The organism is Massilia genomosp. 1 (assembly GCF_011682185.1).
In the GTDB taxonomy this organism is placed as follows: domain Bacteria; phylum Pseudomonadota; class Gammaproteobacteria; order Burkholderiales; family Burkholderiaceae_D; genus Telluria_A; species Telluria_A rubra.
Map to the genome: position 1 here is coordinate 1 of NZ_WHJF01000052.1, position 23401 is coordinate 23401.

19 protein-coding genes are annotated in these 23401 nt (G+C 64.3%); 7 read left to right on the forward strand and 12 right to left on the reverse strand.

Annotation, left to right across the window (positions count from 1 at the left end; all coding sequences use genetic code 11):
- Positions 1-71 precede the first annotated feature (71 nt).
- From F1735_RS19055 to F1735_RS19095, 9 genes are all read right to left on the reverse strand, one after another.
- The gene (locus F1735_RS19055; RefSeq protein ID WP_167238410.1) at positions 72-518 is read right to left on the reverse strand and encodes a hypothetical protein; all 447 of its coding nucleotides are present in this window, start codon (positions 516-518) and stop codon (positions 72-74) included.
- Between the two features lie 164 nt (positions 519-682).
- On the reverse strand, positions 683-1657 hold the full coding sequence (locus F1735_RS19060; RefSeq protein WP_167238411.1) for a hypothetical protein: 975 nt from the start codon (positions 1655-1657) through the stop codon (positions 683-685).
- Between the two features lie 19 nt (positions 1658-1676).
- Positions 1677-2459 carry a hypothetical protein gene (locus tag F1735_RS19065; RefSeq protein WP_167238412.1) on the reverse strand — a complete coding sequence of 261 codons (783 nt, stop codon included), beginning with the start codon at positions 2457-2459 and terminating at the stop codon, positions 1677-1679.
- A gap of 49 nt (positions 2460-2508) precedes the next feature.
- Positions 2509-3120, reverse strand: a complete 612-nt coding sequence (locus tag F1735_RS19070) for a hypothetical protein (protein WP_167238413.1) — start codon at positions 3118-3120, stop codon at positions 2509-2511.
- A gap of 35 nt (positions 3121-3155) precedes the next feature.
- Positions 3156-4235, reverse strand: coding sequence for a type VI secretion system protein TssA (gene tssA / locus F1735_RS19075; protein ID WP_167238414.1), 1080 nt, complete (start codon positions 4233-4235; stop codon positions 3156-3158).
- Between the two features lie 24 nt (positions 4236-4259).
- Positions 4260-5027 carry an OmpA family protein gene (locus tag F1735_RS19080; RefSeq protein WP_167238415.1) on the reverse strand — a complete coding sequence of 256 codons (768 nt, stop codon included), beginning with the start codon at positions 5025-5027 and terminating at the stop codon, positions 4260-4262.
- A 3-nt stretch (positions 5028-5030) separates the two neighbouring features.
- Positions 5031-6017, reverse strand: a complete 987-nt coding sequence (gene tagF, locus F1735_RS19085; protein WP_167238416.1) for a type VI secretion system-associated protein TagF — start codon at positions 6015-6017, stop codon at positions 5031-5033.
- Positions 6014-9907, reverse strand: a complete 3894-nt coding sequence (gene tssM / locus F1735_RS19090; RefSeq protein WP_167238440.1) for a type VI secretion system membrane subunit TssM — start codon at positions 9905-9907, stop codon at positions 6014-6016. Before tssM ends, tagF begins: the two co-directional genes overlap by 4 nt.
- Before the next feature lie 268 nt (positions 9908-10175).
- Positions 10176-11015 carry a M15 family metallopeptidase gene (locus tag F1735_RS19095; protein ID WP_373888550.1) on the reverse strand — a complete coding sequence of 280 codons (840 nt, stop codon included), beginning with the start codon at positions 11013-11015 and terminating at the stop codon, positions 10176-10178.
- A 202-nt stretch (positions 11016-11217) separates the two neighbouring features.
- Between F1735_RS19095 and F1735_RS19100 the strand changes: the two genes are divergently transcribed.
- The 4 genes from F1735_RS19100 (at position 11218) to F1735_RS19115 (ending at position 15112) form a co-directional block, all read left to right on the forward strand.
- Positions 11218-12108 carry a hypothetical protein gene (locus F1735_RS19100; protein ID WP_167238417.1) on the forward strand — a complete coding sequence of 297 codons (891 nt, stop codon included), beginning with the start codon at positions 11218-11220 and terminating at the stop codon, positions 12106-12108.
- A gap of 210 nt (positions 12109-12318) precedes the next feature.
- Positions 12319-12795, forward strand: a complete 477-nt coding sequence (locus tag F1735_RS19105; protein ID WP_167238418.1) for a hypothetical protein — start codon at positions 12319-12321, stop codon at positions 12793-12795.
- On the forward strand, positions 12792-13556 hold the full coding sequence (locus F1735_RS19110; protein WP_167238419.1) for an SDR family oxidoreductase: 765 nt from the start codon (positions 12792-12794) through the stop codon (positions 13554-13556). Before F1735_RS19105 ends, F1735_RS19110 begins: the two co-directional genes overlap by 4 nt.
- Positions 13557-13873: 317 nt before the next feature.
- Complete coding sequence (locus F1735_RS19115) at positions 13874-15112, forward strand: hypothetical protein (protein ID WP_167238420.1); 1239 nt, start codon at positions 13874-13876, stop codon at positions 15110-15112.
- Between the two features lie 40 nt (positions 15113-15152).
- Here F1735_RS19115 and F1735_RS19120 read toward each other — a convergent pair whose 3' ends face one another.
- The gene (locus F1735_RS19120) at positions 15153-15677 is read right to left on the reverse strand and encodes a DUF2314 domain-containing protein (protein ID WP_167238421.1); all 525 of its coding nucleotides are present in this window, start codon (positions 15675-15677) and stop codon (positions 15153-15155) included.
- Positions 15678-16084: 407 nt separating this feature from the next.
- Between F1735_RS19120 and F1735_RS19125 the strand changes: the two genes are divergently transcribed.
- Positions 16085-18736 (forward strand): TonB-dependent receptor, encoded by a 2652-nt coding sequence (locus F1735_RS19125; protein WP_167238422.1) that lies wholly within the window; start codon positions 16085-16087, stop codon positions 18734-18736.
- A 133-nt stretch (positions 18737-18869) separates the two neighbouring features.
- Positions 18870-20390 (forward strand): tryptophan halogenase family protein, encoded by a 1521-nt coding sequence (locus F1735_RS19130; RefSeq protein WP_167238423.1) that lies wholly within the window; start codon positions 18870-18872, stop codon positions 20388-20390.
- Between the two features lie 60 nt (positions 20391-20450).
- Here the strand turns inward: F1735_RS19130 and F1735_RS19135 are convergent, their stop codons facing one another.
- A complete protein-coding gene (locus F1735_RS19135) occupies positions 20451-20996 on the reverse strand; it encodes an outer membrane beta-barrel protein (protein WP_167238424.1) in 546 nt (181 codons plus the stop codon).
- 172 nt (positions 20997-21168) lie between these two features.
- Positions 21169-21861, reverse strand: a complete 693-nt coding sequence (locus tag F1735_RS19140; RefSeq protein WP_167238425.1) for a DUF6445 family protein — start codon at positions 21859-21861, stop codon at positions 21169-21171.
- 255 nt (positions 21862-22116) lie between these two features.
- Here F1735_RS19140 and F1735_RS19145 point away from each other — a divergent pair, with 255 nt between their 5' ends.
- Positions 22117-23352 carry an ABC transporter substrate-binding protein gene (locus tag F1735_RS19145; protein ID WP_167238426.1) on the forward strand — a complete coding sequence of 412 codons (1236 nt, stop codon included), beginning with the start codon at positions 22117-22119 and terminating at the stop codon, positions 23350-23352.
- Positions 23353-23401: the final 49 nt, after the last annotated feature.

Consider the following 23401-nt stretch of genomic DNA (forward strand, 5'->3'; position numbering starts at 1 on the left):
CCGCTCCCGGAAACGATGTCAAAAGTACAGCACAAGAACGAACCCTAAAAACCCCACTACAACGCTCAAGATCACGACATACTTTGTTCAAAAACACACCCGACAAGTAGTCTGACACAGGGGGCGGCTGGCGGCTCGGGCAACGCGGCAACCGGCGCGGCAGGAAGCTGGGCCAGCATCCGGCCCGACGGGAGGTAGGCACGCGCCGCCTGCATGTCGAATACCGTCAGCCCGAGCCTGGCGGCGCATTCGACGATATGGGCGAACACTTCCGCATGACTGTGGCTGATGCCCAGCACATAGACCCGTTCCCCGGTCTTGCCGTCGAGCGGGCCATCGCTCCAGACCCCGCCTGGCGCGCGCGTGATGCAGGGGAAGCGCGCAGTGAGCCGTGCGGCCAGGATCAGGAAACGGGGATTTTGCCCCACCACCTCTTCCGCCAGATCGAAGGCGATGTGGGCCGCTTCCTCAAACGAGGCTGGGCGGGGTGATTCCCACACGTGAATGACATAGCTCATGGTCTGCTTTGGTCTGTGAGTTCGTACAACAAGATATCAAGATATTCGGATCCCCTCCGTCCAGGGACGTCAACGCTCCAGCCTTCGTGACCAGAGTTGGCTGGCCAGTGCGAGGGCCAGCAAGAGGGAAGCGCGCAGTGTCGTCAGCATGTTCTGTGGCGTAGTCAACGTGGCGCCGGATCCCGGATGGCCACATTGGCGCCGGGCGGGCAATCGATCAGGCAGAACGGCGTGGCCCGGTGCGCGGCGCGTCCGGCGTTGTCGGGCGCAAGTTCGTCGGCGGTCATGGCGACCCCGGCCGGCACGCTGTAATGGAAGGGCCGCGCCGCCTCGCCATGGCGCGCGAAGGCAGTCTGGCCGGGCCCGAACATCGGTCCCGCATCGGGCCTGGCCGGTTCGCCGTGGAGCGCCTGGATGCCGCGCCATTGCGGTTGCAGGTTGACCGCGCTGGCGCAGCTCTCGGCGGCGGCGCCGGGGCACAGCGCCTTGGGAATGCTGTGATAGTAGCTCAGAAACAGCCAGGGCTGGAGCAGGCGCCTGGCCGGATCGTCAGGCACCAGGTACACGCCGCTGCCGGCCAGGAACACCCGGTCGCCGCTGCGCTTGCCGGTCTTGGGGCTGATGGCAAAGCCGCGCTTGTCGAATCTGACGATGAAAAACACGCTGGCGAACTGCTGCGGCTTGACCAGGTAGGGCGAGCGCGGCACCGCTTTGTAGAGGTCCGTGGTTTCTTCGCTGTCCGATCCTTCGCTGGCGAGGTACAGCCAGTAGCGAAACGGCCATGGTTCGACCGGCAGGACTTCGCGCGGGCCGATGAAGCCCCAGCGATCGACCCAGACATCGGCGGCTTCAACACGGCAGCGCACGCGTCCGGCCGGGGCGGCCATGCCGATGCAGGCTTCCCAGTTGCCGGAGCCGACATCGAGCACCCGCGCATCGAACAGTTCCCGGAACGGCTTGGTGTCGTCCTTGTTGGCGTACATCGGCAGCCAGTTTTTGCCGGGGAAGATAGGTACCAGCAGGTCGTTGCCGAAGTTGGAATACACGCCGGCGCTGACGCCGCCGGCGGCGCAGATGCTGGCTGCGCCGAGCAGCAGGGCGGTGGCGAGGGCGCGCCGCCGGAGATGAATGATGGTCATGGTGTTGGCCCGGTTGCGTTCAACGATCGAATTTCTTCTTGTGTCTTGCGAGGGCGAGGTCGGCCCTGGGCGCGCAAAAAGCCCCCTCCGGTCCGCTGAACCACGTCATGCCCTCGCTGGCGTCGAAGTATTCCGGGAGCGGGAAGTCGTACACCGTGAAGATGGCTTGCGCCTCGTCTCCGCCCGGCATGATCTGGTAGGGCGAGCCTTCGCCCAGCCGGATCAACCCGGCCGAGAGCACCATCATCGCCAGTGTGAAAAAGAACCCCTCCCATCCGAACCGGAAACCGCCATTTGCGTACATCAGCACCGCCATGATGAGCGCGGAGGCGATCCAGATGCCCCGTATATGCCGCCACAGCGAGCGCTTGTTGCTGCGCACCCGCGCCAGCGGGCCGGAGTCGGCGCCGGTCGGCAGCAGCATCATCTGGTCGGCATCGCGCAGCACGCTATGCACGTGGAGATGTGCGCCGCTGCGCGCGACCACGGCGCGCACCCGGTCGCCCTCGACCAGCGCGCAGGCGTTGTCGAACATGCCAAATGACAGCGAGCCGTCCAGCTGCGCGATGAACACGGGCGTCTCATATTCAGACACGTCAACCATGATGGTTTCTTGCGTCAGCGCCTGGTGCATGGCGGCTGCTTCCCCACTGTCGCCGGACCGCGGGCGCGGCACGCGCATGCGACGGGCGAGCGTGTCGAGCAGGCGTGTTTTCGATGCCGCGTGGTGGAGCGATGCGAGCGTGCCGTCGACCAGGAACAGTTCTTGGCCGGCATAGGTGACCGTGGGAGAGTTTGGCATGCGGATCTGAGGGTGGGAGAAGGCGGTCGCGGCCCGGCGGGCCCGTACGCTAGCGTGCGCGCTTTGTCGGTTTGTCGTAAGGCGACTTTTCGAGCGTCGAGATCAAGGCCAGCTTGTCGTCATCCCAGCGGAAATGGTAGATTCCGCGCTTGCTCTCGTTCCCGTCCACGGCCCCGACCACCACCAGCAGCTTGCTGTTTTTGCGGAAGCTGAAGGTGTCTTGCATGCAGTCGATGTCGAGCTTTTTACACAGGGTCGGCGTGAGCGTGTTGACGTTCGCCTGCACCAGACTGATTTGTTTCGGCTCGTGGATGCGGCCATTGCGCAGGTCGACGATGAGGGACTGATGGCATCCCGCGCCGCAGCCGCCACGGTGGACAAACAGATAATGACCTGCGAACAGGCCTTGTTGCGATTGATGATCGCGCCGGATCGCCTCCATCCACGCCGCGTTGACCGCGACGTCCGCGCCCGCGAGGCGTGCCGGCAGCACAGGGGTGAAGTGCGCTGTCGGCTCGGCTGGGAAATCCTTGAATTGCGCAAGGTGACGGCGGCTGAAATCGTCGTCGCAGAATTCCCAAGGGTAGAGGTGATCCCCGTAGTCCTCATTGCGCTGGCACGACTGGGCCAGCGCCGCGCCCGACGCGGCCAGCAGCGTCAAGGCGCACAGCGTGGCCCTGAACGTGCGGCCGGTTCTCAATTGTCCTTCGGCGGTTTCACGCCCAGCAACTCTTCGATGTGGGCCATGGCGCCCGCATCCTTGACCACCGAGCGCAGCCAGACGTGCAGGTCGGTGGTGGCGGCGTCGGCCGCCTTGTCGGCGAAGTACGAGGCCGGGCTGTGCGGCTCGGTGCGGCGGAAAAATTCGGCCACATTGCGCAGCTGGGTCACGGCCTGCTCGCGGGTGCGGATCACGCCCGGCGGCCCGGACGGCGCCGCCGCACCTGGCGGGCCTTGCTCGTTGACCGGTTCGAGGTGATACATGTCGCCGCTCTCGGCCGGCGCATCCGGCGCCGCGACGACGGCGGCCGGCATCAGGGTGACCATGTTCTGCAGCGCTTCGCGCGCGTTGGAAAACCCCGGGCTGTCGTGCCCGAGCCTTGTGTCGGCCGCCTGTTCGAACAGCTTGAGCCCATCGAGGCAGTACTGGGCGTCGGCGGTGAAGGTTTCGCGGAATCTGGCGGAGGTGGCGCTGCGCGCCTTTTCCAGGTCGGGCAGCTTGAGCGGCGGCGGTCCGCTGCTGGGATTGGTGTGGCCGTTGCTGTGGCTGCCGCTGGGGGCGGGGGCGTTGGCCAGCTTGCGCGCCACTTCGAAGTCGATGATGGTGTAACCGCGCGTGCCTTCGGTGATGCGCGTTTCGCGCACCAGGGCGGGGGTGCGGCCCAGGATCCACGACAGGTTGCCGACGCGCTGGTCCTGGTCGCCGTCTTCGGCTTCCGGGTACAGGCCGCGTTCCCAGTACTGGTCGATCAGGCCGGCGATGACGCGAAAACTCTCGCCCAGGCCGCGCAACTGGTGTTTTTTGGCGGCCGCTTCGGCCAGCCAGACCGCCAGGCGCAAGTCCTTGCTGCGCTTTTCCAGCAGGGCGGCGCAGCGCGTGACGACGAACTCCCAATCCGCTTCCTTGATGTCGGTGACCCATTCACCCTGGTCGAGCGAAGGGTCGTCGGCCTTGCGCGCCAGGTTGATGGCGTCCAGGTCAGGCGAAAAAGCCAGGTCTTCGCCGGCCGGCTGGTCCTCGCTGATCGGGTTTAAAAGCTGTTCTGCTACAAACATGTTTTCCTCGTGGTGTGGAGGCGCTTATTGCGCCATCCGGAATTCGATGCGGCGGTTGCGCGCGCGGCCGTCGGCACTGTCGTTGCTGGCGACCGGGCGGTCGGCGCCCTGGCCGGAGGCGCTGAGCAGCTCGCCCTTGATGCCGGAGTTGATCAGGTAGGCCTTGACCGCTTCGGCGCGCGCCTGGCTCAGGTTCTGGTTGGTGAGCTTGTTGCCCTGGCTGTCGGTGTGGCCGATGACGTCGACCTTGCGGTCGTTGAGTTTTTTCATGGCGGCGGCCATCTCGTCGAGGATCGCGCGCCCGGTCTGGGTCAGCTCGGCCTTGCCGCTCTCGAATTCGACGATGCGGTTGGCCAGGGTGGTATCGAGCACGCTCTGGTCGGCGGCCGACACGCGCAGGGTGTTGTTGACCGTGTAGGTCGGGTTCAGGCTGGCCGCGACGTTGCCGGCGATTTTCTGGCGCGTCGCTTCGCTCGCCACTTCGCCCTTGATGCTGACGGTGCTGCCGTCGATCTTGAGCTGCCCGCGCGAGATCGACTTGAGGTCGGGCGTGATCAGTTTTTGCACATAGCCGTTCCAGTTGGCCGGGGTGGCGACCTTGCCGATGCTGATCTGGTCGACCACGAGCGCGGCGCCGTACACGTCGCGCAGGCGCGCCAGCACGGCCAGCTTGGTCTCTTCATCGGGCACGGTGCCCGAGACGAGCACCTGGCCCGGCTGGGGGACGGCGGTTTGGGCGCCGGCATTGACTGCGCCGGCAAGCAGGATGACTAGGGCGAGGAGGTGGCGCATGTTCTAAGATCCGATAAACGCCGCGCGCAAGGATTCCAGCGCGGATTTGAGTGACAAATTGGCTTGCGCCAGATAGGTGGACAGTTTCTGGACGGCGTAGTCGGAGTCGGCCTGCTCTTCGACCCACTCGAGCTGGTCGAACGTGATGTGGCGTTCCAGGCCGGCGGTCGGGTCCATGATCGCTTGCAGCGTCTGCGGCGAGGCGCCGGAAAAGCCGATCACCAGCGCCGGCCTGGCGTTGATGCGGGCCACGAACAGGGCCAGCTCGAAGTCGGCGCGCGCCAGGAACGGGGTAATCAGGTGCATCCAGAAGGCCGCCACCAGGTTGCGGTGGATCGGGTCGACCGGCAGCGGCAGCACCAGGCTTTTTTCGAGCCGGCTCGAACTGCTGGCCATGACCGGCTGCATCAGCATGCCGAGCGCCAGCAACACCTGGCGCGCCGAGCATTCGTAGCCGGCCTGGTGCAGCAAAGCGTCGAGCGCGCCGACGGTCTGCATGTCGAGGAAGTCTTCGAACGCCGCTTCGTAGGCCGAGGTGCGCAGGTCGACGTCGATCATGTGGGTGGCGGCGGCCTGCAGCGGGGCGGCGGCATCGGCCGCGCCGATCACGCCGGCGCTGAGCGATTCGAGCCGGTTCCACAGGCGGCTGAGCACCAGCGGCGCATCCGGCACGAAGGTGGCCGGGTCCGGCACTTCCATCGCGCTCATCATCAGGAACGGGAAGCGCCGGTTGGACTGGTCGCTGCTGGCCACGATATGGCCGGCGATCGCATTCCTGCGGCGCGGGCCGATGAAGGCGAAGTGCAGCGGCGCCAGCGCGTCGTAGCTCAGTTTCCAGCGCGCGTCGGCGCTCATCAGGTCCATGGCCTGGGCCAGCCAGTCGTCCAGCACCTTGATCAGGGCCGGGCTGTCGCTGCCCTTGACGAAGTCGCCGCGGCTGGGAATCTTGCCGAAGTAGCCGACCGGGGTCGGGGTGGCGGCGCGGGTCATGGACGCGCTCCCGCCACGGCGCCCGGCGCGGCCGGCGCGGGCGCGCTCGCCGGCGCGCCAGCCGGCAGGGTCGAACTGATGATCGTGTCCGGCAGGCGCAGGCCTTTGAAGCCCCTGCCCGTTGCCGGCGCCGCTGCCGGCGCCGCGCGCGGCGCGGAGCCGGCCGGCATGATCTTCAGGTTGGAGGTGACCTTCACGCCACCGCTGTCCCAGCTCAACTCGAACGCGCCGTCATCCTTGCGCTTGCGCTGGGCCGATTCGACCATTTTTTGCAGGCCGTTGCGGCCCGGTTCATTGAGCAGCACCACCGTCTGGCCCTGCGGCGTGATGGCGGTAATGCGCGAGCCGGGCGTACCCTGCGGGTTCGGCCAGACCATCCGTACGTACGGCTGCGCCTGGCCTTTCCAGCGCAGCGACTGGCCATCGATTTCGATGGTGAACTCGGTCGCGCCGCTCGCGCTCAGCGCCTGCAGCTCGAACTGGGTCTGCGCTTCGGTGCTGGCGCTGGCGGCGGCGGTCGCGTTGGCCACGCCGCCGGCCGACAGCGGTGCGATCCAGCCGGGGAAGCTGCTCACCGCCGACGGCGACAAGCCGACTCCCATATTGGCCCAGGTGCGGGCCGCGACCACGTCGCCACGGCGCACCACCAGCGGGCCGATGGTGGTGTCGAAGAACTTGGCGATGCCGCCGGACGGACCGAACACCAGGCCGATTTCTTCATTGGTCGCTTCCGAGCGCGAGTCGGACGAGAACGGATATTTGCCGGCCAGGTTCTGGCGGAACGGCTGCAATACCTGGGCCGCCCAGACCTTGTCGATTTCGGCTTCGGTCGGACGCACGATCACGGCGAAGGTTTGCATCAGCGGACGCACCAGGATCGGGCGGATCGCCTGCTTCTGGATGTCGGTCATACCGGTGAGCATCTGTTCATCGACATACTTGAGCGCATCGGCCAGTTCCGAGCCGCTGCCTTCGAGCGTTTGCTGCATCAGCTGCTTGGCGCCCGGACCCGGGTCGCCCTGGTTCTTGATGGTGTTAAAGCGGCTGCGCAGTTTCGACAGGTGTTCCATGTAGCCGCGCATGAGCGAAGCGTCTTTTTCGCGGGTGACGACCAGCCGCGCCACGCCCGAGAACTCGCGTCCGATCGGGCCGAGCGGCAGGTTGGCCGGATTGACCGCGTTCTGGTTTTGCGGCACGTTCACCTGGATCTGCGACGGTTTGCGGCGCAGCACCACTTCCTTGAGCCAGGTCATGAAGTCGCGCTTGGCGCTGGCGATGCCGGCGTCGGCCAGGGTCGGGTTATCCCACGAGGTTTGTTCGGCCACCGTGCTGATCAGCTTGTGGATCGGCGAGGTTTGCGGGTCGCCCAGGCGGTTCATGGCCGTGACCGCCGCTTCGAAGCCATGCAAGTCGCGGATGGTCACGCCCTGCACGAACTTCTGCCATTCCTTGGCGTAGTCGTTCTTGTACATCTCGATGAGGGCCTTCTGGATCTGCTCCGGGCTGCCCTCGAGGGTCAAGTCGTTGGTCGAGGCGGTGCGCAGCACCCAGTCGGCGCTTTGCAGTTCCTTGTTGGCGGCATCCTTGAAGGCGGCCTGCACATAGCCTTCCCAGGCTTCGCGCGTGAAGCTGCCCGGCACCGAGTAGCTGCCCAGCACCAGATCCTTGTCTTGCTCGCCGACGATACGGCTCACCGTGGCCGACGGGTAACGGGTGGCGGCGCGCGCCTTGACGTCGGCGTACACGCGTTCGCGCGCCGGCATGCCGCGCACCACCAGGCGCAGGGTGTCGCGGGTCTGGTCGACCAGGGCCAGCTTGTTTTCGATCTGCGGCCACGACACGTCCTGTACCTGGGCCAGGTAGAACGAGATGGTGCGCTCGGCGCTGCGGATCATTTGCTCGCGCGGCATGGCGCCGCGGTTGGCGTCGAGCCAGCCGCGCCAGAAGCGGGTCAGCTGGTCGTTCAGGTGGCCGCCTTCGAAGCGCGATTTATCGGCCAGCATCAGGTAAGTCTTGAGGGCGTTGTAGCCGTCTTCGGTCTTGGTCGGCGAGGCATCCTGGAACTGGGTGCTGGCCGGCGCGGCAGTGGCAGCCGTGGCAGCCGTCGCGGCAGGTGCGGCAGGTGCGGCGGCGCCGAGCGCCCCGGCCACGGCGGCGCGCACGCCACCGCCGGGCGCGTCCGGCGCGACCGGACGCACATTGCCCTGCAACTGGCCGGCATTGGCGTTGACTTCGGCGAGGAAGGTTTCGAGCGAGCCGGCCACCGGCTTGAGCATGATTTCGCGCACGCCGTTGAAGTATTCCTCACGCAGCTTGCGGTCGAGCATTTCGCCCTGGTACAGGCCGAGGCTCAGCGACAGGGGACGGTCTTCACGGTAGCGTTCCAGCTGTTCTATACGGTCCTGCAGGATCTGCAGCGCTTCGAAGCGCGATTGCAGGTCGATCTTGTTGGACTGGATCTTGACCACCTGGTCCAGGTCGGCCTGGACGTTTTCGACCAGCTTGCGGTTGCTCATGTACGACCAGCTCCAGCCGCCCAGGGTCACGCCGACCATGGCGGTGGCCAGGAAGAAGGCGGCGTAGCGCATGCGCGTCTTGTTCGGGCTGGCATACTGGGCCACCAGGTCGCGGTCGGCGAAAATCACGTTACGGAACAGGTTGAGCAGGAAGAAGCCGCTCTGGGTCTGGGTTTCGGCGTGGTGCTGCGGTTGCAGTTTAATGTCGAACAACTGCGCCACGTGCTGCGAGGAGGCCGAAATCGATTCGCCTTCCTGCAGCGCGCTGGTGAAGTAAAAGCCGCGGAACACCGGCTTGAACTGGAACGGGTTTTCCTCGAACAGGGTGGCGATGAAGGTGCGCAGCGGCTGCTTGATGGTGGAAAACTCGAGCGGGAAGGTGAACACGCCCGGCGGCATGCGTTCGCGCCATTGCAGTGCCATGTTGGCCGCGCTCAAGTCTTTCAGGCCGTCGTACAGCTCGTCGAAGCGGGCGTCGAACTGGGACAGTGCTTTTTCGCTGCCGGTGGTGTGGCTGTAGGGCAGGGTGGCGCCCCAGACACGGTCGCGTTCGGCGCGTTCGGTATCCTGGAAGAATTCGTTAAAGCCGGCGATCAGGTCGGCCTTGGTAAATACCACGTACACCGGCGCATGCACTTCGAGGCGTTCGGTCAGTTCCTGCACGCGCATGCGCAGGTTCTTGGCCAGGTTGATGGCGAACTCGGGACGGTTGCCGGTCAGTTCGGCCACGCTGACGGCGATGATGATGCCGTTGATCGGGGCTTTTTTACGGTATTTTTTCAGCAGCGACAGGAAGCCGAACCATTCGGTGCGGTCTTCGTCGACCACCGAGTAGCGTCCGGCGGTGTCGAGCAGGATGCCGTCGGTGGTGAAGAACCAGTCGCAATTGCGGGTGCCGCCCACGCCCTGGACGATCTGGCTGTCGGCAAACGGAAATTGCAGGCCGGAGCTGGCGATCGCGGTGCTCTTGCCGGCCGCCGGATTGCCGATGATCATGTACCAAGGCAATTCGTACAGGGCCGCGTCACCGGACAACTGGCCCAGCTTGGAGCCCTTGATGGTGGCGATCGCATCGAGCATGCGTTTCTTGATGGTCTCGTGTTCCTGGCGCTGGGCCGGATCGGCGCGCACCGGCGATTGGGTCACTTGCTGTTCGAGCATCTCGCCCAGGTTGCCGGCGGCTTGCTGGCGCTTGTGGCGGCGCCACAGCCAGATCAGCAAGGCGAAGAACAGCGCCACGCCGAGCACGGCGAACGCGTATTCGATGGGAATGTCCAGTGCCGCCGCCCCGATCAGCAAGATGGCGGCAAACGCCACCCACCCCACGACGATCAGGGTGCGACGGCTCGTCAGGAACTGCCAGATTGATTGCATCATTATCAGAAACTCAGTTTATAAAAACATGTACATCAGGACCGTCGCGGGCCGGACCAGGGCGGCGCCGCGATGGCGAGAATTTCATTGCTCAAGACACGGGGGACCTCGAAAAACCTACTGCGCGGCGCAATTTTCGTCCTGCGATGCTCACCGTACCTTCGTACGGCTGCGCTTCTCGGACGAAACTTGCACCGTTCGCTACGGTTTTTCGAGGCCCCCCATAGTACAGGGGCATGCCGGACAGGCGCCCGAGGCAAGGCGAGCGTCAACGGCGCTTCATGACACCCGGCATGCGCAGCTCGGTATGGCCGAAGTCCATCATTTTCCAGCGTCCGCCCCAGGTCAGCCCGAGCGATTCGGCCACTTCGCCGTACAGCTGGTAGCCACGCATGGCCCAAGGATCTTTTTCCGAAATTACAATTTTACCGTTACGCACGAACGCACAGTCGGCCGCCAGGCCGTACTGGTGCCAGCTCTGGAAGGCGGCGGCGTTGGTGACGGACGAGCCCATCGCGGCCAGCTTGTTCTGGCGCTCCGGACTGCGATAGCCTTCCAGGATCGCCATGTCGTAACCATGCCGTTCTTTCATTATTTTAAACGCTTGGAGCAGGCGTTGGGTGTAAGCCGAATTCATCAAGCCCCAGTCGCGGCTGGCCGAGACGATCATCGGACGTTCCTGTTCGACTTCCACGGTAGCAAACAGCATCGGCGGCAGCGGTGGCGGCGGCACCAGGTTTTCGCCTTCGAGCAGGTCGGCCACCTGGGTATCCATCTGGCGGGTCGATTCTTCGTAGCCGCCCAGCGACGAGCCGCCACTGAACAGCGCCACCAGCGGCGGCAGCGAAACGAGCACCACGCCGCCGATCACCAGCAAATAATGACGGCGCAGAAAATTGCCCGCTTCGTGAGCAGATGCCGTGCCGCTCTGTCGTATTGCCGCAACACTCTGTCCCCTGACGTGCTCCGCCTTGCCGAACCAGCCGCGCAGGCGTGCGCCGGCATGCGCGAGCATGCGCAGCGCGAACGCGCGTCCGGCCGGAAACAGCACCAGGAAGCTGATCAGGCACGCCAGCAGGAAATACAAGGCTACTGCAAGGAACAGCACGGGGACCTCATCGGGACATTCAAAACAAAAAGTGCGATACTGACACAAAGGATTGCTTGGAAGTATATCTTACTGTTCTAGCAATCCGACATAGGATTTAACACTCTTTTGTGTGAAGAAACGCACTGTTGACATGGTAAAAAAAGCTTCACGTTTTTTTTGAATAGCGTAAAGTTATGTAGAGATCAACAAGGAGCACCTTTTGCAACATCGTGAAGATCAGCCGCCAGCCTATAGTCGGCCCAGTTTACTTTCTACCGAGCAACAAGAAGCAGCGGCGCGCGCGAGTGCGCAAGCCCGCGAGGCCGCGCAAGCGGCGGACAGCGCCGCCCTGCGGGCCGACCAGGCCAAGCGCAGCAAGAAGGGCTGGCTGGCCGGCGGCGCCGCAGTGCTGGCTGTGTGCGCGGGCGCCGCCGTCTGGGTGGCGCTGCAGTCCGGCAAGCCGGACGAGGTGACCGTGGCGGCGGCGAGCACGGACGCGAGTACGCCTGGCGCGGCCCGGCCTGGCGCGGCCCGGCCTGGCGCGGCCCGGCCTGGCGCGGCAGTGGAATTGAAGCCGGGCGAGCCCGAATCCGATGTGTCGGCCGCCGCCATCCTCGAGCATGGGGCGGCGCCACCGACCGTCAAGCGGGGCTCGCTCAAGGAGATGCTCGACGCGCCCGCCAGGCCCAGGACCGCCGCCGAAGAACTGAACCAACTGCTCGCCAGCAGTCCCGCCGATGCGCCGGCGGGGCAAGCGAAGGATGCGTCGAAGGCGCAAGTCAAGCCGGCGGCACGCGAACAAAAACCCGTGGCCGCCAAAGACGGCGTCAAAAAGCCGGTGCTGCTGGCCAAGGCGGTTCCCGCCAAGGCAATCCCGGCCAAGCCCGCTCCCGGCGACGATGCCAGCCTGCTGGCCGCGCTGGTGGCCCACTCCAAGGAGGGCGGCGCCGCCAAGGCCAGCAATCCTGGCCCCGCCCCGACCTCATTGAAGCAATGCAAGCAGCTCAACGCCGCCCAGGCGGAACAATGCCGGGTCAGGCTGTGCGCCGGCAGCGCCAAGGACGATCCGCAATGCCGCTCGCTGCGCGTGGCCAAGCCGGTGGCGGACTGAGCGGGCGCACCGCTCGGCTGTCCGGCATGGTCCGGCGTGATGGCAATGTCATCCGGCCCGCATGCAGCCGGTCCCGCTCGTCGTCCGGAACGAGGGCGCGACAGGCTTGCGCGCCCGTAGGGCTGGCTAAAAAAGCCTGAGTGCAACAATACTCGTCGTGGCAAGGATTTTCCTTCACAATGACGGCTCATTCATCTGCAGGAGCATCACATGCTGAACAAGATCGTTTCCCGCCGCACGCTGCTGGCCGGCGCTGCGCTCTGGCTGGTGGGAACATCCTCGACGATGGCCCAGAGCGACAAGGTGCTCGATGTCTACATTTTCAACTACTCCGACCGGACCCTGCTCGACGTTTCCGTCAACGGGGTGCGCGTGGGCAGTCCCGGGCCGTATCCGTACAGTGGCCGCCGCAACAAAGTGGGCGCGCGCTTTAACGACGGCCAGCAAACGGTCACCTGGCGCGTGGCCGGGACCGACGGACAGGAAACCGGCCCGATCGTGCGCTCGTCGAACACCCCCAGCATGGGCGAAATCCCGTCCGATGCGCGCAATCTGTCGATCCACATCTATCCCGATTTCACAGTCGAATTCAATTTCTCGCGCCGGGTGCCGGGGCTGAGCAAGCGCGGCGAAACCATCGACGCCGATTACCGCAGCCGCAAGGCGGCGCAGGGGGGCGCTTCATGAGCCGGAGCGCCATCACCGCCATCGTCACCGGCCACACGCAGGGCTTGGGCGCGGCGCTTGCTGCCGGGCTAATGGAGCGCGACATTGCGGTGCTGGGCGTGGCGCGCGGCACGGCGCCCGCACTGGCGGAGCGCTTCGGCCCGCTGCTGCGCGAGTGCCGGGTGAACCTGGCCGACAGTCAAGCGCTGGGCGCCTGGCTGGCCAGCTCCGTTTTGCGCGAGCATATCGGCGCCAGCACGCTGGTGCTGCTGATGAATAATGCCGGCACGGTCGATCCGGTCGGCGCGCTGCACGACCAGGATCCGCTGGTGGTGGCGCGGGCGGTCGCGCTGAACGTGGCGGCGCCGCTGATGCTGGCCGCCGCCGTGGTCGCCGCAGCCGCGCAGGCCGAACGGCGCATCGTACACGTGTCGAGCGGCGCCGCGCGCAATCCTTACACGGGCTGGAGCGTGTATGGGGCCACCAAGGCCGCGCTCGATCATCATGCGCGCTCGGTGGCGCTGGATTACCCCATCGTCCCGGACGGCGGCGTGCGCATTTGCAGCCTGGCGCCGGGCGTCATCGATACCGCCATGCAGGCGCAGATCCGCGCCACGCCAGAGAGCCTGTTTCCGCAGCGTGAGCGGTTTACCGCCTTGCAGCGGGACGGCGCGCTCGCCTCGCCCGCGCAGTGCGCCGCCGGCATCATCGACTACGTGCTCGACCAGCACTTCGGGCGCGTGCCGGTTGACGATCTGCGCACTGCTGCGCGCCAGCAATAGCATCGCCCCGCATGCGCCCGGCAAAACCGATGGCAGCTTCCTGAAAGGAATCGACAGGCGTGGTGCGTCAATCCGCACCTGGAACACCCGCGGCGATGGGGCACACGGGCAGAATGCATCAACGTTTTCGCTTGACGGTGGGGATACAGTGAATCGGACAAGGCCGGGTCGTTGACCGGCATGACTTCCTTTGCAGACTGTATTTCACCGGGAGAATGGATATGCATGCTCACACGCTTGCCAGGATCACCCGCGCAGCGGCCATGATTTGTTGCGCGGAACGTGCAACAAGGCGTTCGGGGGCGGTCGGTATATGGATGGTGCTGTTCGCCGGTCTGATTCATGGACAGGTTGGGGCACAAGGTTTTCCTTCGTCCAATGATAAAGTGCCTGCCGGCTGGAACGGTCCCGTTTTCAAGCTGAGCCAGGACTACCCCACCACGCTGGCGGACGAAGCATTGCCTTGGCGGGACATCGATCCGACTGTGGAGCCGGAGCGCTTTGGCCGGACGATTTACAACTACGTCCTGGAGGGCAATACGGAAGTCGACTGGGACGTGCGCGCCAACAATGTTCGCAAATGGTATCACGCGCCGTGGATGCATTATGGCGATACTGGCCGGGAGTTCATTCACGGCTTGACCAGGGAGCGCACAACGCCAAGGCCGGCCACTGCCGGCAAGGGCGAACTGGGTCCGGCCCAGACACGATGTTTCCAGAACTGGGCGGTTGGTTTTTACAATTCCCCGGGCGGATATCAGGTCGGAAAAATATGGCAACAAGCAGGCAAGCCGAATGCCGGCTTATCGCAATTTCCGAACGGCACCGTTATCGCGAAGCTGTTATTCACGACGGCGCCCGATGCCGAAGTGCCTTATCTCAAGAACACTGTCGAGTGGCGCGCCAATATTCATGTTTTCAATGGCGTAAGCTGCCCCAACGGGGCGCTTGCCCGGCAGCCGCAGACGGTACGGCTGATTCAAGTCGATCTTGCGGTCAAGGATGCGCGCGCGGTGGACACAGGATGGGTGTTCGCCACGCTGTCGTATAACGGCATGCTGGCAGGGGGCACGCCGTGGGAACGGATGGAGCTGGTCGGCGTGATGTGGGGTAACGATTTGGCCAAAAAACAGCAATGGATCAACAGTGCCAACGGGACGCCCCAGCATCTGGGCGCGCAAGGGCGGCTCAATGGACCGGTTGACAATCCCAGGTCGTCCTGCATGTCTTGTCATGCGACGGCACAGACGCCCTCCCGATCACCGTTGATTCCTCCCTCGCAAGCCGATGCGCCGCGCTGGTTCGCCAATTACCCCGGTAGCCGCGCTTTCGACGCCGGTGCCATCCCGACTGACTACTCGCTGCAAATCGCCATGGGCATCCAAAACCTGAACCGTTCGAGGACGCCGGTGCGCGGCGCGACGAACAGGGATTCGGCGCCGCCCGTCATCTCGGCGCAAGACGTGAAGCTGATGAACAGGGCCTTTGATTCTGGCAGGGATATTGCGAGGCCTGTTGTCATTGGCAACAAGCTGGAATATCCGTTCGGACGCTGATCGATCGATGGCCTCGCGCCGCTTGCTGTGGGCCATGTCGCTAGCCCGTCTCGCTGTCCACGTAAGCCTGCTCGCGTCGCAGCAGGCTGTCGGGCAGTTGCAGGCCGTCGCGGCGCGCCACGGCGAACATGGCGCGCTCGGTAAACCCGCCGTGCAGGCCGCCGGCGCGGTCGCGCACCAGCCAGTCGACCAGTTCCTCGTAGCGGCAGCGGTAGATCCGTTCCAGCCGACCCCTGTGCGTGACCGGCGGCGTGACCAGCCGGATGCCCAGTTCGTCGGGGCCGAGCACTTCCAGCACTTCCGCCCACAGATATTCCACCCGCTGTGAACTGCTGACAAAGCGCAGCTTGACCAGCGCATTCTCGTACGGGTGGCCCAGCAGCGCGCGAAACCGGCCCAGCCCGGCTTTGGCCTGTTCTTTCGCCGCCTGCATGAGCGGGTCGTCCGCCTGGGTGGCCATGGGCGGAAATTCCGGTACCGGGTAGCGCCAGCGCATGTACAGGCACAGGCACAGGAGGAGGGCGAGCACGAAAATGAGCGCAAGGTCGGTATCGATGAGCGGCATGGGGGCACCTGTTGTCAAGGGATCTACAGTCATTGGAGTGGCGCCGTTCCAAAACGTTCCGCATCGGCTTCGCGGCGCGCGCAAAATACCTTCGCGCACTTGGTGGATCATTGCCACTTGGAATGCTTTTCACCCGTCATCCAGTCGCCTTGCAGGATGTCGCCGCGTGCGCCAGCGGCTCCCTTGTTGTTGCATTTTTAACTCGCGACAAAGTCTCGTTGACATTGAAAAACATTGAGTGATATATTTTGCTCATCGATTGGGAGCGTTTCCAATCAGCCGCAAGCGCCGTGACAGTCATCGCGGCTGTATTACCAGGTCTGTGCAGCAGGGAGTAGTGGAGTCAAGACGTGGCGCCGTCCAGGGCCGCGTACAAAAACGATAATCAAAAAAATCAAGGAGACGCAATGTTGTATCCGAAGACAAGAAGGACCCTGGTCAGCCTCGCCGTTGCCAGCGCGTGCGGGCTGATCGGCATGTCCGCCCATGCCCAGGCTCCCGCAGCCGCGCCGTCCAGCGAAAGCAACAAGGATTTCATTCCCGAGGTCAAGATTACCGCGACCCGCTACTCGACTTCGCTGCTCAAGACCCCGCTGGCGGTCACCGCCTACAGCCAGGACAACCTGAACCGCATGGGCATCACCAGCGCCAAGGACCTGGCCAATGAAATTCCCAACGTCACCTTCCAGGCCACCGGCGACTCGGCGGTGCAGATCACCATCCGCGGCGTGACGTCGTCCAACACCACCGAAATCGGCGATCCGGCCGTCGGCTTTCATATCGACGGCTTGTACTCGCCGCGTCCGCAGGGCGCCCAGGCGCTCATGTTCGATGTCGACCAGGTCGAAGTGCTGCGCGGCCCGCAAGGAACGCTGTTCGGACGCAATTCCACCGGAGGCAGCGTCAACGTCATCTCTGCCAAGCCCGACTTTAGCGGCAATTACGGCAAAGCCGAGGTCGACATCGGCAATTACGGCAAGAAGCAGGTCAACCTGATCCAGAATATCACCGTCAACGACCAGCTGGCGCTGCGCGGCTCGTTTACCAAGGTCACCCGCAACGGCTGGGCCAACCAGATGTCGGACACGCGCGAAGCGAACGTGCCGTCCAAGGGGTGGATTCCCGACGGCATTCCCGACGTCGACCAGCGCTACAACCACCCGGTCAGCGCCAAGGATTTCTACACCAACCAGGACCAGTACGCGGCGCGCCTGGCGGCCAAATTCAAGATCACCCCCGACCTGACCCTGAACGCCGCCTATGAGCTGTTCCAGGACAATGGCGCCGGCAACACCAGTTTCCGCGACTGCGACCAGGGCGCCGGCACCCGTTACGCCTGCAGCGGCGGCCAGTGGGACCTGCTGATCAATGTGCCCGGCAAGACCGACATGACGATCAAGTCGCTGCGCGCCGGGCTCAGCTGGAACGTCAGCAAGAACACCAGCATCGACTACAGCTTCATGCTGGCCAACCAGCAGCGTTCCCAACTGTATGACGCCGACAAGGGCCTGACCGCCGCGTTGCCGTTCCAGGTCACCGCCGACTACCCGAACCGTCCGGACGCGGCCAACTGGAGCACCTGGCCGCTGGACGACCGCTACCAGGCCACCTGGGACTCGACATACAAGTCCTCGGTGCAGGAATTGCAGCTCAAGCAGCAGTTCGACACCCTGCAATACGTCGCCGGCCTGTTCTGGATGCACGAGAAAAACCAGATCAACTACGAAGTTGTCGATTTCTTCCGCAAGCCGCACGGCATCGCGTCGGGCGCCTTCTACTCGCAACCGGACCGCCAGGTCGACGCCAAGGCCGCGTTCGCGCAGGCCGACTGGAAATTCATCCCGACCTGGACCGCCACGGCGGGCGCGCGCTACAGCGTCGACACCAAGGAAGACAAGAACGGCCTGAACCTGGGCGGCTGGGCCGGCGAGACCGCGTTCTACCGCGGCCAGTACAACGGCGGCATCCCCAACACGCCCGGCTACCGCTTTCCCCAGGCCAACGACCTGAAACCCGGCATGGGCGGCAGCGTCGAGGCGTATTCCGGCTACGGCCGGCCGTCGCCGAACGACCACAAGGAAGAATGGAAAAAAGTCACCTGGCGCCTCGGCCTGCAAAAACAGGTGACCGAGAACCAGATGGCTTATACGGCGCTGTCGACCGGCTACAAGGCCGGCGGTTTTGGCGACAAGGTCGACAGCTGCGGCAACCACAGCTGCGTCGATGGCAAGAAAGGCGTGGAAACTTTCTTGCCGTACAAGCCGGAACTGGTTACCAACCTGGAATTGGGCTACAAGGGCAAGTTCCTGGAAAACCGCCTGAGCGTCTCGGCCGTGGCCTTCATGATGCGCTACAAGGACCAGCAGCTGACCAACACCTATTTCGTCAACAAGTTCCGTCCGGACGATGGCAAGCCATGCGCCAGCGACCAGCCCAAGTGCGACGTGTACGAAACCTGGCGTACCATCAACGTCGGCAACAACCGCATTTCGGGGATCGAAGTCGAGTGGGATTACAAGCCGTGGAAGGGCGCCAAGGTGGGCGGCGCCTTTTCCAACCTGAACACCTCGATCCGCGACTACGGCTCCTACAGCGACGATTACCTGTGCGACGAGCGTGTCGAGTTCAAGCAGGAACGTTGCCCGGCCCAATATGCCGGCGCCGGTCCCGACAACGGCAAGCGCCTCTATGACGTGACCAACAACCGCCTGCCGAATGCGCCGAAATACACGTTCATGCTCAACGCGTCGCAAGCCTTCGTGCTCGACAGCGGCTACAAGCTGACCCCGTACTTCAAGCTCAACTGGCGTGACAAGATCTACTTCGACGTACGCAACGACGAGTTCGCGCACATCGGCCGCTTCCAGAAAGCCCACACCCTCGGCGACGCCTCGTTGCGGCTGGACGCGCCGAACGGCAACTGGCACGCGGAACTGTATGTGCGCAATGTGTCGGACAAGCGCGTGAAGACGTCCGGCAACACTGGCCTGGGCGGGCAGATGATCGCCAGCTACATCGAGCCGCGCATGTTCGGCTTGCGCGCCGGGATCAGCTACTAAGGCACTGAAACAACCGTTTGGCGAGCCCCGCGTGCCGCAAGGCGCACGGTGGACCGGCGTGGCCCTGTCCCCAGGCCACGCCGGTTTTTTTGCTTGCCTGTGTATGTCAACTGCATATCGACCGGAGAACCGGATGACAGAGCATCGCATCAAACAGATCGTGATCGTCGGCGGCGGCACGGCCGGCTGGATGAGCGCCGCGGCGCTGTCGCAGCTGCTGCCCGTGGGCCACCAGTACCGGCTGATCGAGTCGGACCAGATTTCCACCATCGGGGTGGGGGAGGCCACCATCCCCAGCATCCGCAATTTCAACCTGCACCTGGGCATCGATGAGAACGACTTCATCCGCGCCACCCAGGGCACCTTCAAGCTCGGCATCGAGTTCGTCAACTGGGGCCGGCAGGGCAGCAACTATATCCACGGCTTCGGCTCGGTCGGACGCGACCAGCCGACCGCCAATTTTTTCCACTACTGGCTCAAAATGCATCAGGCCGGGCAGGCCGACAGCCTGGAACCGTACTCGATCAACAGCATGGCCGCGCGCTTGGGCAAGTTCAGCCGCGGGCGGCCGGACCTGCCCAATTCGCCGCTGGCGGACCTGTCGTACGCCTTCCATTTCGATGCCGGCCTGTATGCGCGCTACCTGCGCAGCTACAGCGAAGCGCGCGGCGTGCGGCGCACCGAAGGGCGCATCGTCGACACCGAGCTGCACGCGGATGGATCGATTTGCGCGCTGCTGATGGAAAACGGCGAGCGTATCGGCGGCGATTTCTTTATCGATTGCTCCGGCATGGCGGGCTTGCTGATCGAGCAAGCCCTGCACACCGGCTATGAGGATTGGAGCGGCTGGCTGCCGTGCGACCGCGCCATTGCCGTGCCCTGCGAAGCGCACGGCCCGATGGCGGCGCTCACGCGCTCGACCGCGCACGCGGCCGGCTGGCAATGGCGCATTCCCTTGCAGCACCGCACCGGCAATGGCCATGTGTTCTCAAGCAAGTTCATGAGCGCCGACGAAGCCCAGGCCATCCTGATGAACAATCTGGACGGCCAACCGCTGGCCGAACCGCGCCTGCTCAAGTTCACCACCGGCAAGCGCAAGCGCGCCTGGAACAAGAACTGCGTGGCGATTGGCTTGTCGGGCGGCTTCATGGAACCGCTGGAGTCGACCAGCATCCATATGGTCAAGACGGCGCTGATGCGCCTGATCAGCTTTTTCCCGGACCGCGGCTTCGACCAGGTCGATATCGACACCTTCAATCGCCTGTGCGACAAGGAATACGCGCAGATCCGCGACTTTTTGATCCTGCATTACAAGGTCGGCACGCGCGACGATTCGGCCTTCTGGCGCTATTGCCGCGACATGGAAGTGCCGCGTGAGTTGCAGCGCAAGCTCGACCTGTACGCCAGCCACGGCCGCATCCTGCGCGAGGATGAGGAGTTGTTTCCCGAGGATAGCTGGCTGCAGGTGATGCACGGGCAGGGCGTGCGCGCGCGTGGCTACAACCCGGTGGTGGACCAGCGTGCGCCCGACGAGATCGCCGACTTCCTGCAGGGGACGCAGGCGGTGATCCGCAAGTGCGTGGACGCTATGAGTAGTCACGAGCAATTTATCAAGGCCAACTGCCAGGCGGCGCCGCTGCGGCGCGCGGCCTGACTGAGAACAGGGCGTAAAAAAACCGGCACGCAGCCGGTTTTTTTTGACTGCCGCAGCAGCTTAGAACGAGAAGCGCATGCCGGTCGAGAGCACGGTAACCTTGAGCGAACCGCCGCCGGCTGGCTGGGCGATGTTGCCGTAGTTTTCGAATTCGACATATGCAGCGATATTTTTGGTAACTGCATAGGTCGCGCCCACGCCGATCAGGGCGTCGGTCTTCTGGTCTTTCACATCGCCGCCGCGCATCTGGAGCTTGGCGCGATTTTTAGCAACGCCGAGCTTGCCGGTCAGGGCGAATTTTTCGCCCAGCGGCAGGGTAGCGGTGCCGGCGGCGTAGAACGAGCGGCCCTTGGTGCCGGTGCCGGTATTGCCGTATTCGATTTTGCCGAAATCGGTATAGCCAGCTTCAACGCCGAAATTCTTGTCGAAGTTAAAACCGCCGAACACTTTGACGCCAACGTCCGTATCCTTGTATGTGCCAAAGTTGTTGATGGCCACTTTTTGCTCGGCGCGGCCGATGCCGGCGCCAACGTAAGAGCCTTCGGCGTGCGCTGCCATTGGAACGGCGGCGGCGGCCAGCAGGGCGAGAGCGAGTTTGTTTTTCACGTGAAATCCTGTAAGTAGTTTGTAAAAATATGTCGCCAAATGTCGCCACTCGGCAAAAGCAGCCGAAATTATATATCGGTCAACCTTGCCGGGCCATCCGAGACTTGCTTTCTTGATATCGAATCCACCGAAATTTGCTGCAAAACAACACTGTTTTCGCTGGCTGGCAGGATCAGGCGCTGCGTTGGCGGAAGCGGAAGAAGCCGTTCATGGTCAGGCGCCCGCGCGCCGGATCGGGGTGGAGCAGGGCGGCGTCCTCGATCTGGGCCGCGTGGAAAATCTCGCCATCGTAAAAAATGGCGCGGTTAAATTGCGCCGGAATGGTACACAGCTGCTCGAAATCGGCGTTCGACGCGCTCAGGTAGCCCGCCGCGTGCGCCTCGGAAGCGACGCCGGCGTGGGCCGCGCGCAGCACGCGTACCGTGTGCCCGGAACCTTGCGTGGGGCGGTAAAAACTGGTGCCGCCCATGCGGGCGTCGTCGAACAGGTAGACCACGGCGGCGGCCGCACCGGTGCCGGGCGCGAGGTCGGTGCAGTCGCGATGGCACAGGCGCTGCAAGGGATGCAGTTCGGGCGCCGACAGGGTGGCCAGCGCCAGGCGCGCCGCCACGCTGATGGTGCGTTGGGCTCCCAGTGCGCGCCGGATGTGCTGGATGAAGAATTCGTCGAGACGCAAGGCGGTCTCGCGCCCCAGGTCCAGTTCCGGGCCGGGATAATAATTGGCCGGATCGACGGCAAAGCACGCCTGCGCGGCCACCGCTTGGGCGACCAGCGCGCGCGGATCGCGCAGAAAATCGTCCACCACGACGCAGGGCGCATGCCCGGCAATGGCGACGTAACGGACGGTGGGGCGGGGATTGAACACGGCGGCTCCATGCGGACAGGGTGTGAAAACGACCGTCATCGCGTTCCCGTCTGTTTGCGCGTTGACACTGAAATTCTTTGAATGATATAGTCAGCCGACGAAATTGGAAAGCCTTCCAATGCAAGGCGGGCACCGGCGTTGAATGCGTCAGGGCGTTGGCATATCAGCCGTCGCCCCCGCCGGGTGCCGCCTTGGCGCGGGACGACGGTCTTGAAATTGGCGTCATCAGAGACAGACCCGCCCTACCAGGAGACGATGTTGAAACAAGGTATTTTGCTTGCAACGCTGGCGCTGGCAAGCGCCGGGGCCGCCTTCGGCGCCGACCCCAAACCCGAAGTGATCCACTGGTGGACGTCCAGCAGCGAGGCTGCCGCCGTGCGCACCATCGCCGACGCCTACCGCGCCGCCGGCGGCGTCTGGACCGACACCGCCATTGCCGGCGCCGACCAGGCGCGCGCGGTGGCGGTGAACCGCATCGTCGGCGGCAATCCGCCGATGGCGGCCCAGTTCAACACCACCAAGCAGTTCACCGACCTGGTCGAGCAGGGCATGCTCAATAACGTTGACGATGTCGCCCTCAAGGAAGGCTGGGACAAGTTCCTGCCCGAGCCGGTCCTGAGCGTCATCCGCGTCAAGGGCCATTACTACGCGGTGCCGGTGAATATCCACATGCAGGCCTGGATCTGGTATTCCAAGGCCGCGTTCCAGAAGGCCGGCATTGCGAAAGAGCCGGCCAGCGTCGACGAACTGTTCGCCGCGCTCGACAAGCTCAAGGCCGCCGGCCTCATTCCCCTGGCCCACGGCGGCCAGCCGTGGCAGGAAAACATCCTGTTCCTGTCGATGCTGGCCCACATGGGCGGCACCGACTTGTACCTCAAGGTGCTGCGCGAGCGCGATCCGGCGGCGATCAATTCCGAGGCCTTCCGCCGCGTGCTGCTCAACTTCAAGCGCCTGCAATCGTATGTCGACCCCGGCGCGCCGGGCCGCAACTGGAACGACGCCACCGCCCTGGTCATTGCGGGCAAGGCCGGCGTGCAGGTCATGGGCGACTGGGCCAAGGGCGAATTTTCCGCCGCACGCCAAAGCGCCGGCAAGGAGTACGGCTGCATCGCCGGCTTCGGCCCGCGCTCGCCCTACCTGATCCAGGGCGACGCCTTCGTCTTTCCCAAGACCGCCAACGCGCAGCAGGTCAAGTACCAGAAGCTGCTGGCCAGCGTGGTGGTCGCGCCGAGTACCCAGGTCGCCTTCAACAAGCTCAAAGGATCGATCCCGATCCGCGGCGACGTCGACGCCTCGGGCATGGACCCGTGCGCGCGCGCCGGCATGGCCATCATGAAGGACCGCACGCGCCATGTCGGCATCGGCGAGGTGTACCTGACGCCCGACCAGAACGGCGCCATGCAGGACGTGCTGACCGCCTTCTGGAACACCAAAATGCCGGTCGAGAAGGCGCAAAAGCAGATCGCGGCGGCGTTGCGCAACGAGCAGTGAAGCGGCGCGCGCTTGTGAGAGGGCGCCCGGATGCAGTATGCTGGCTTTT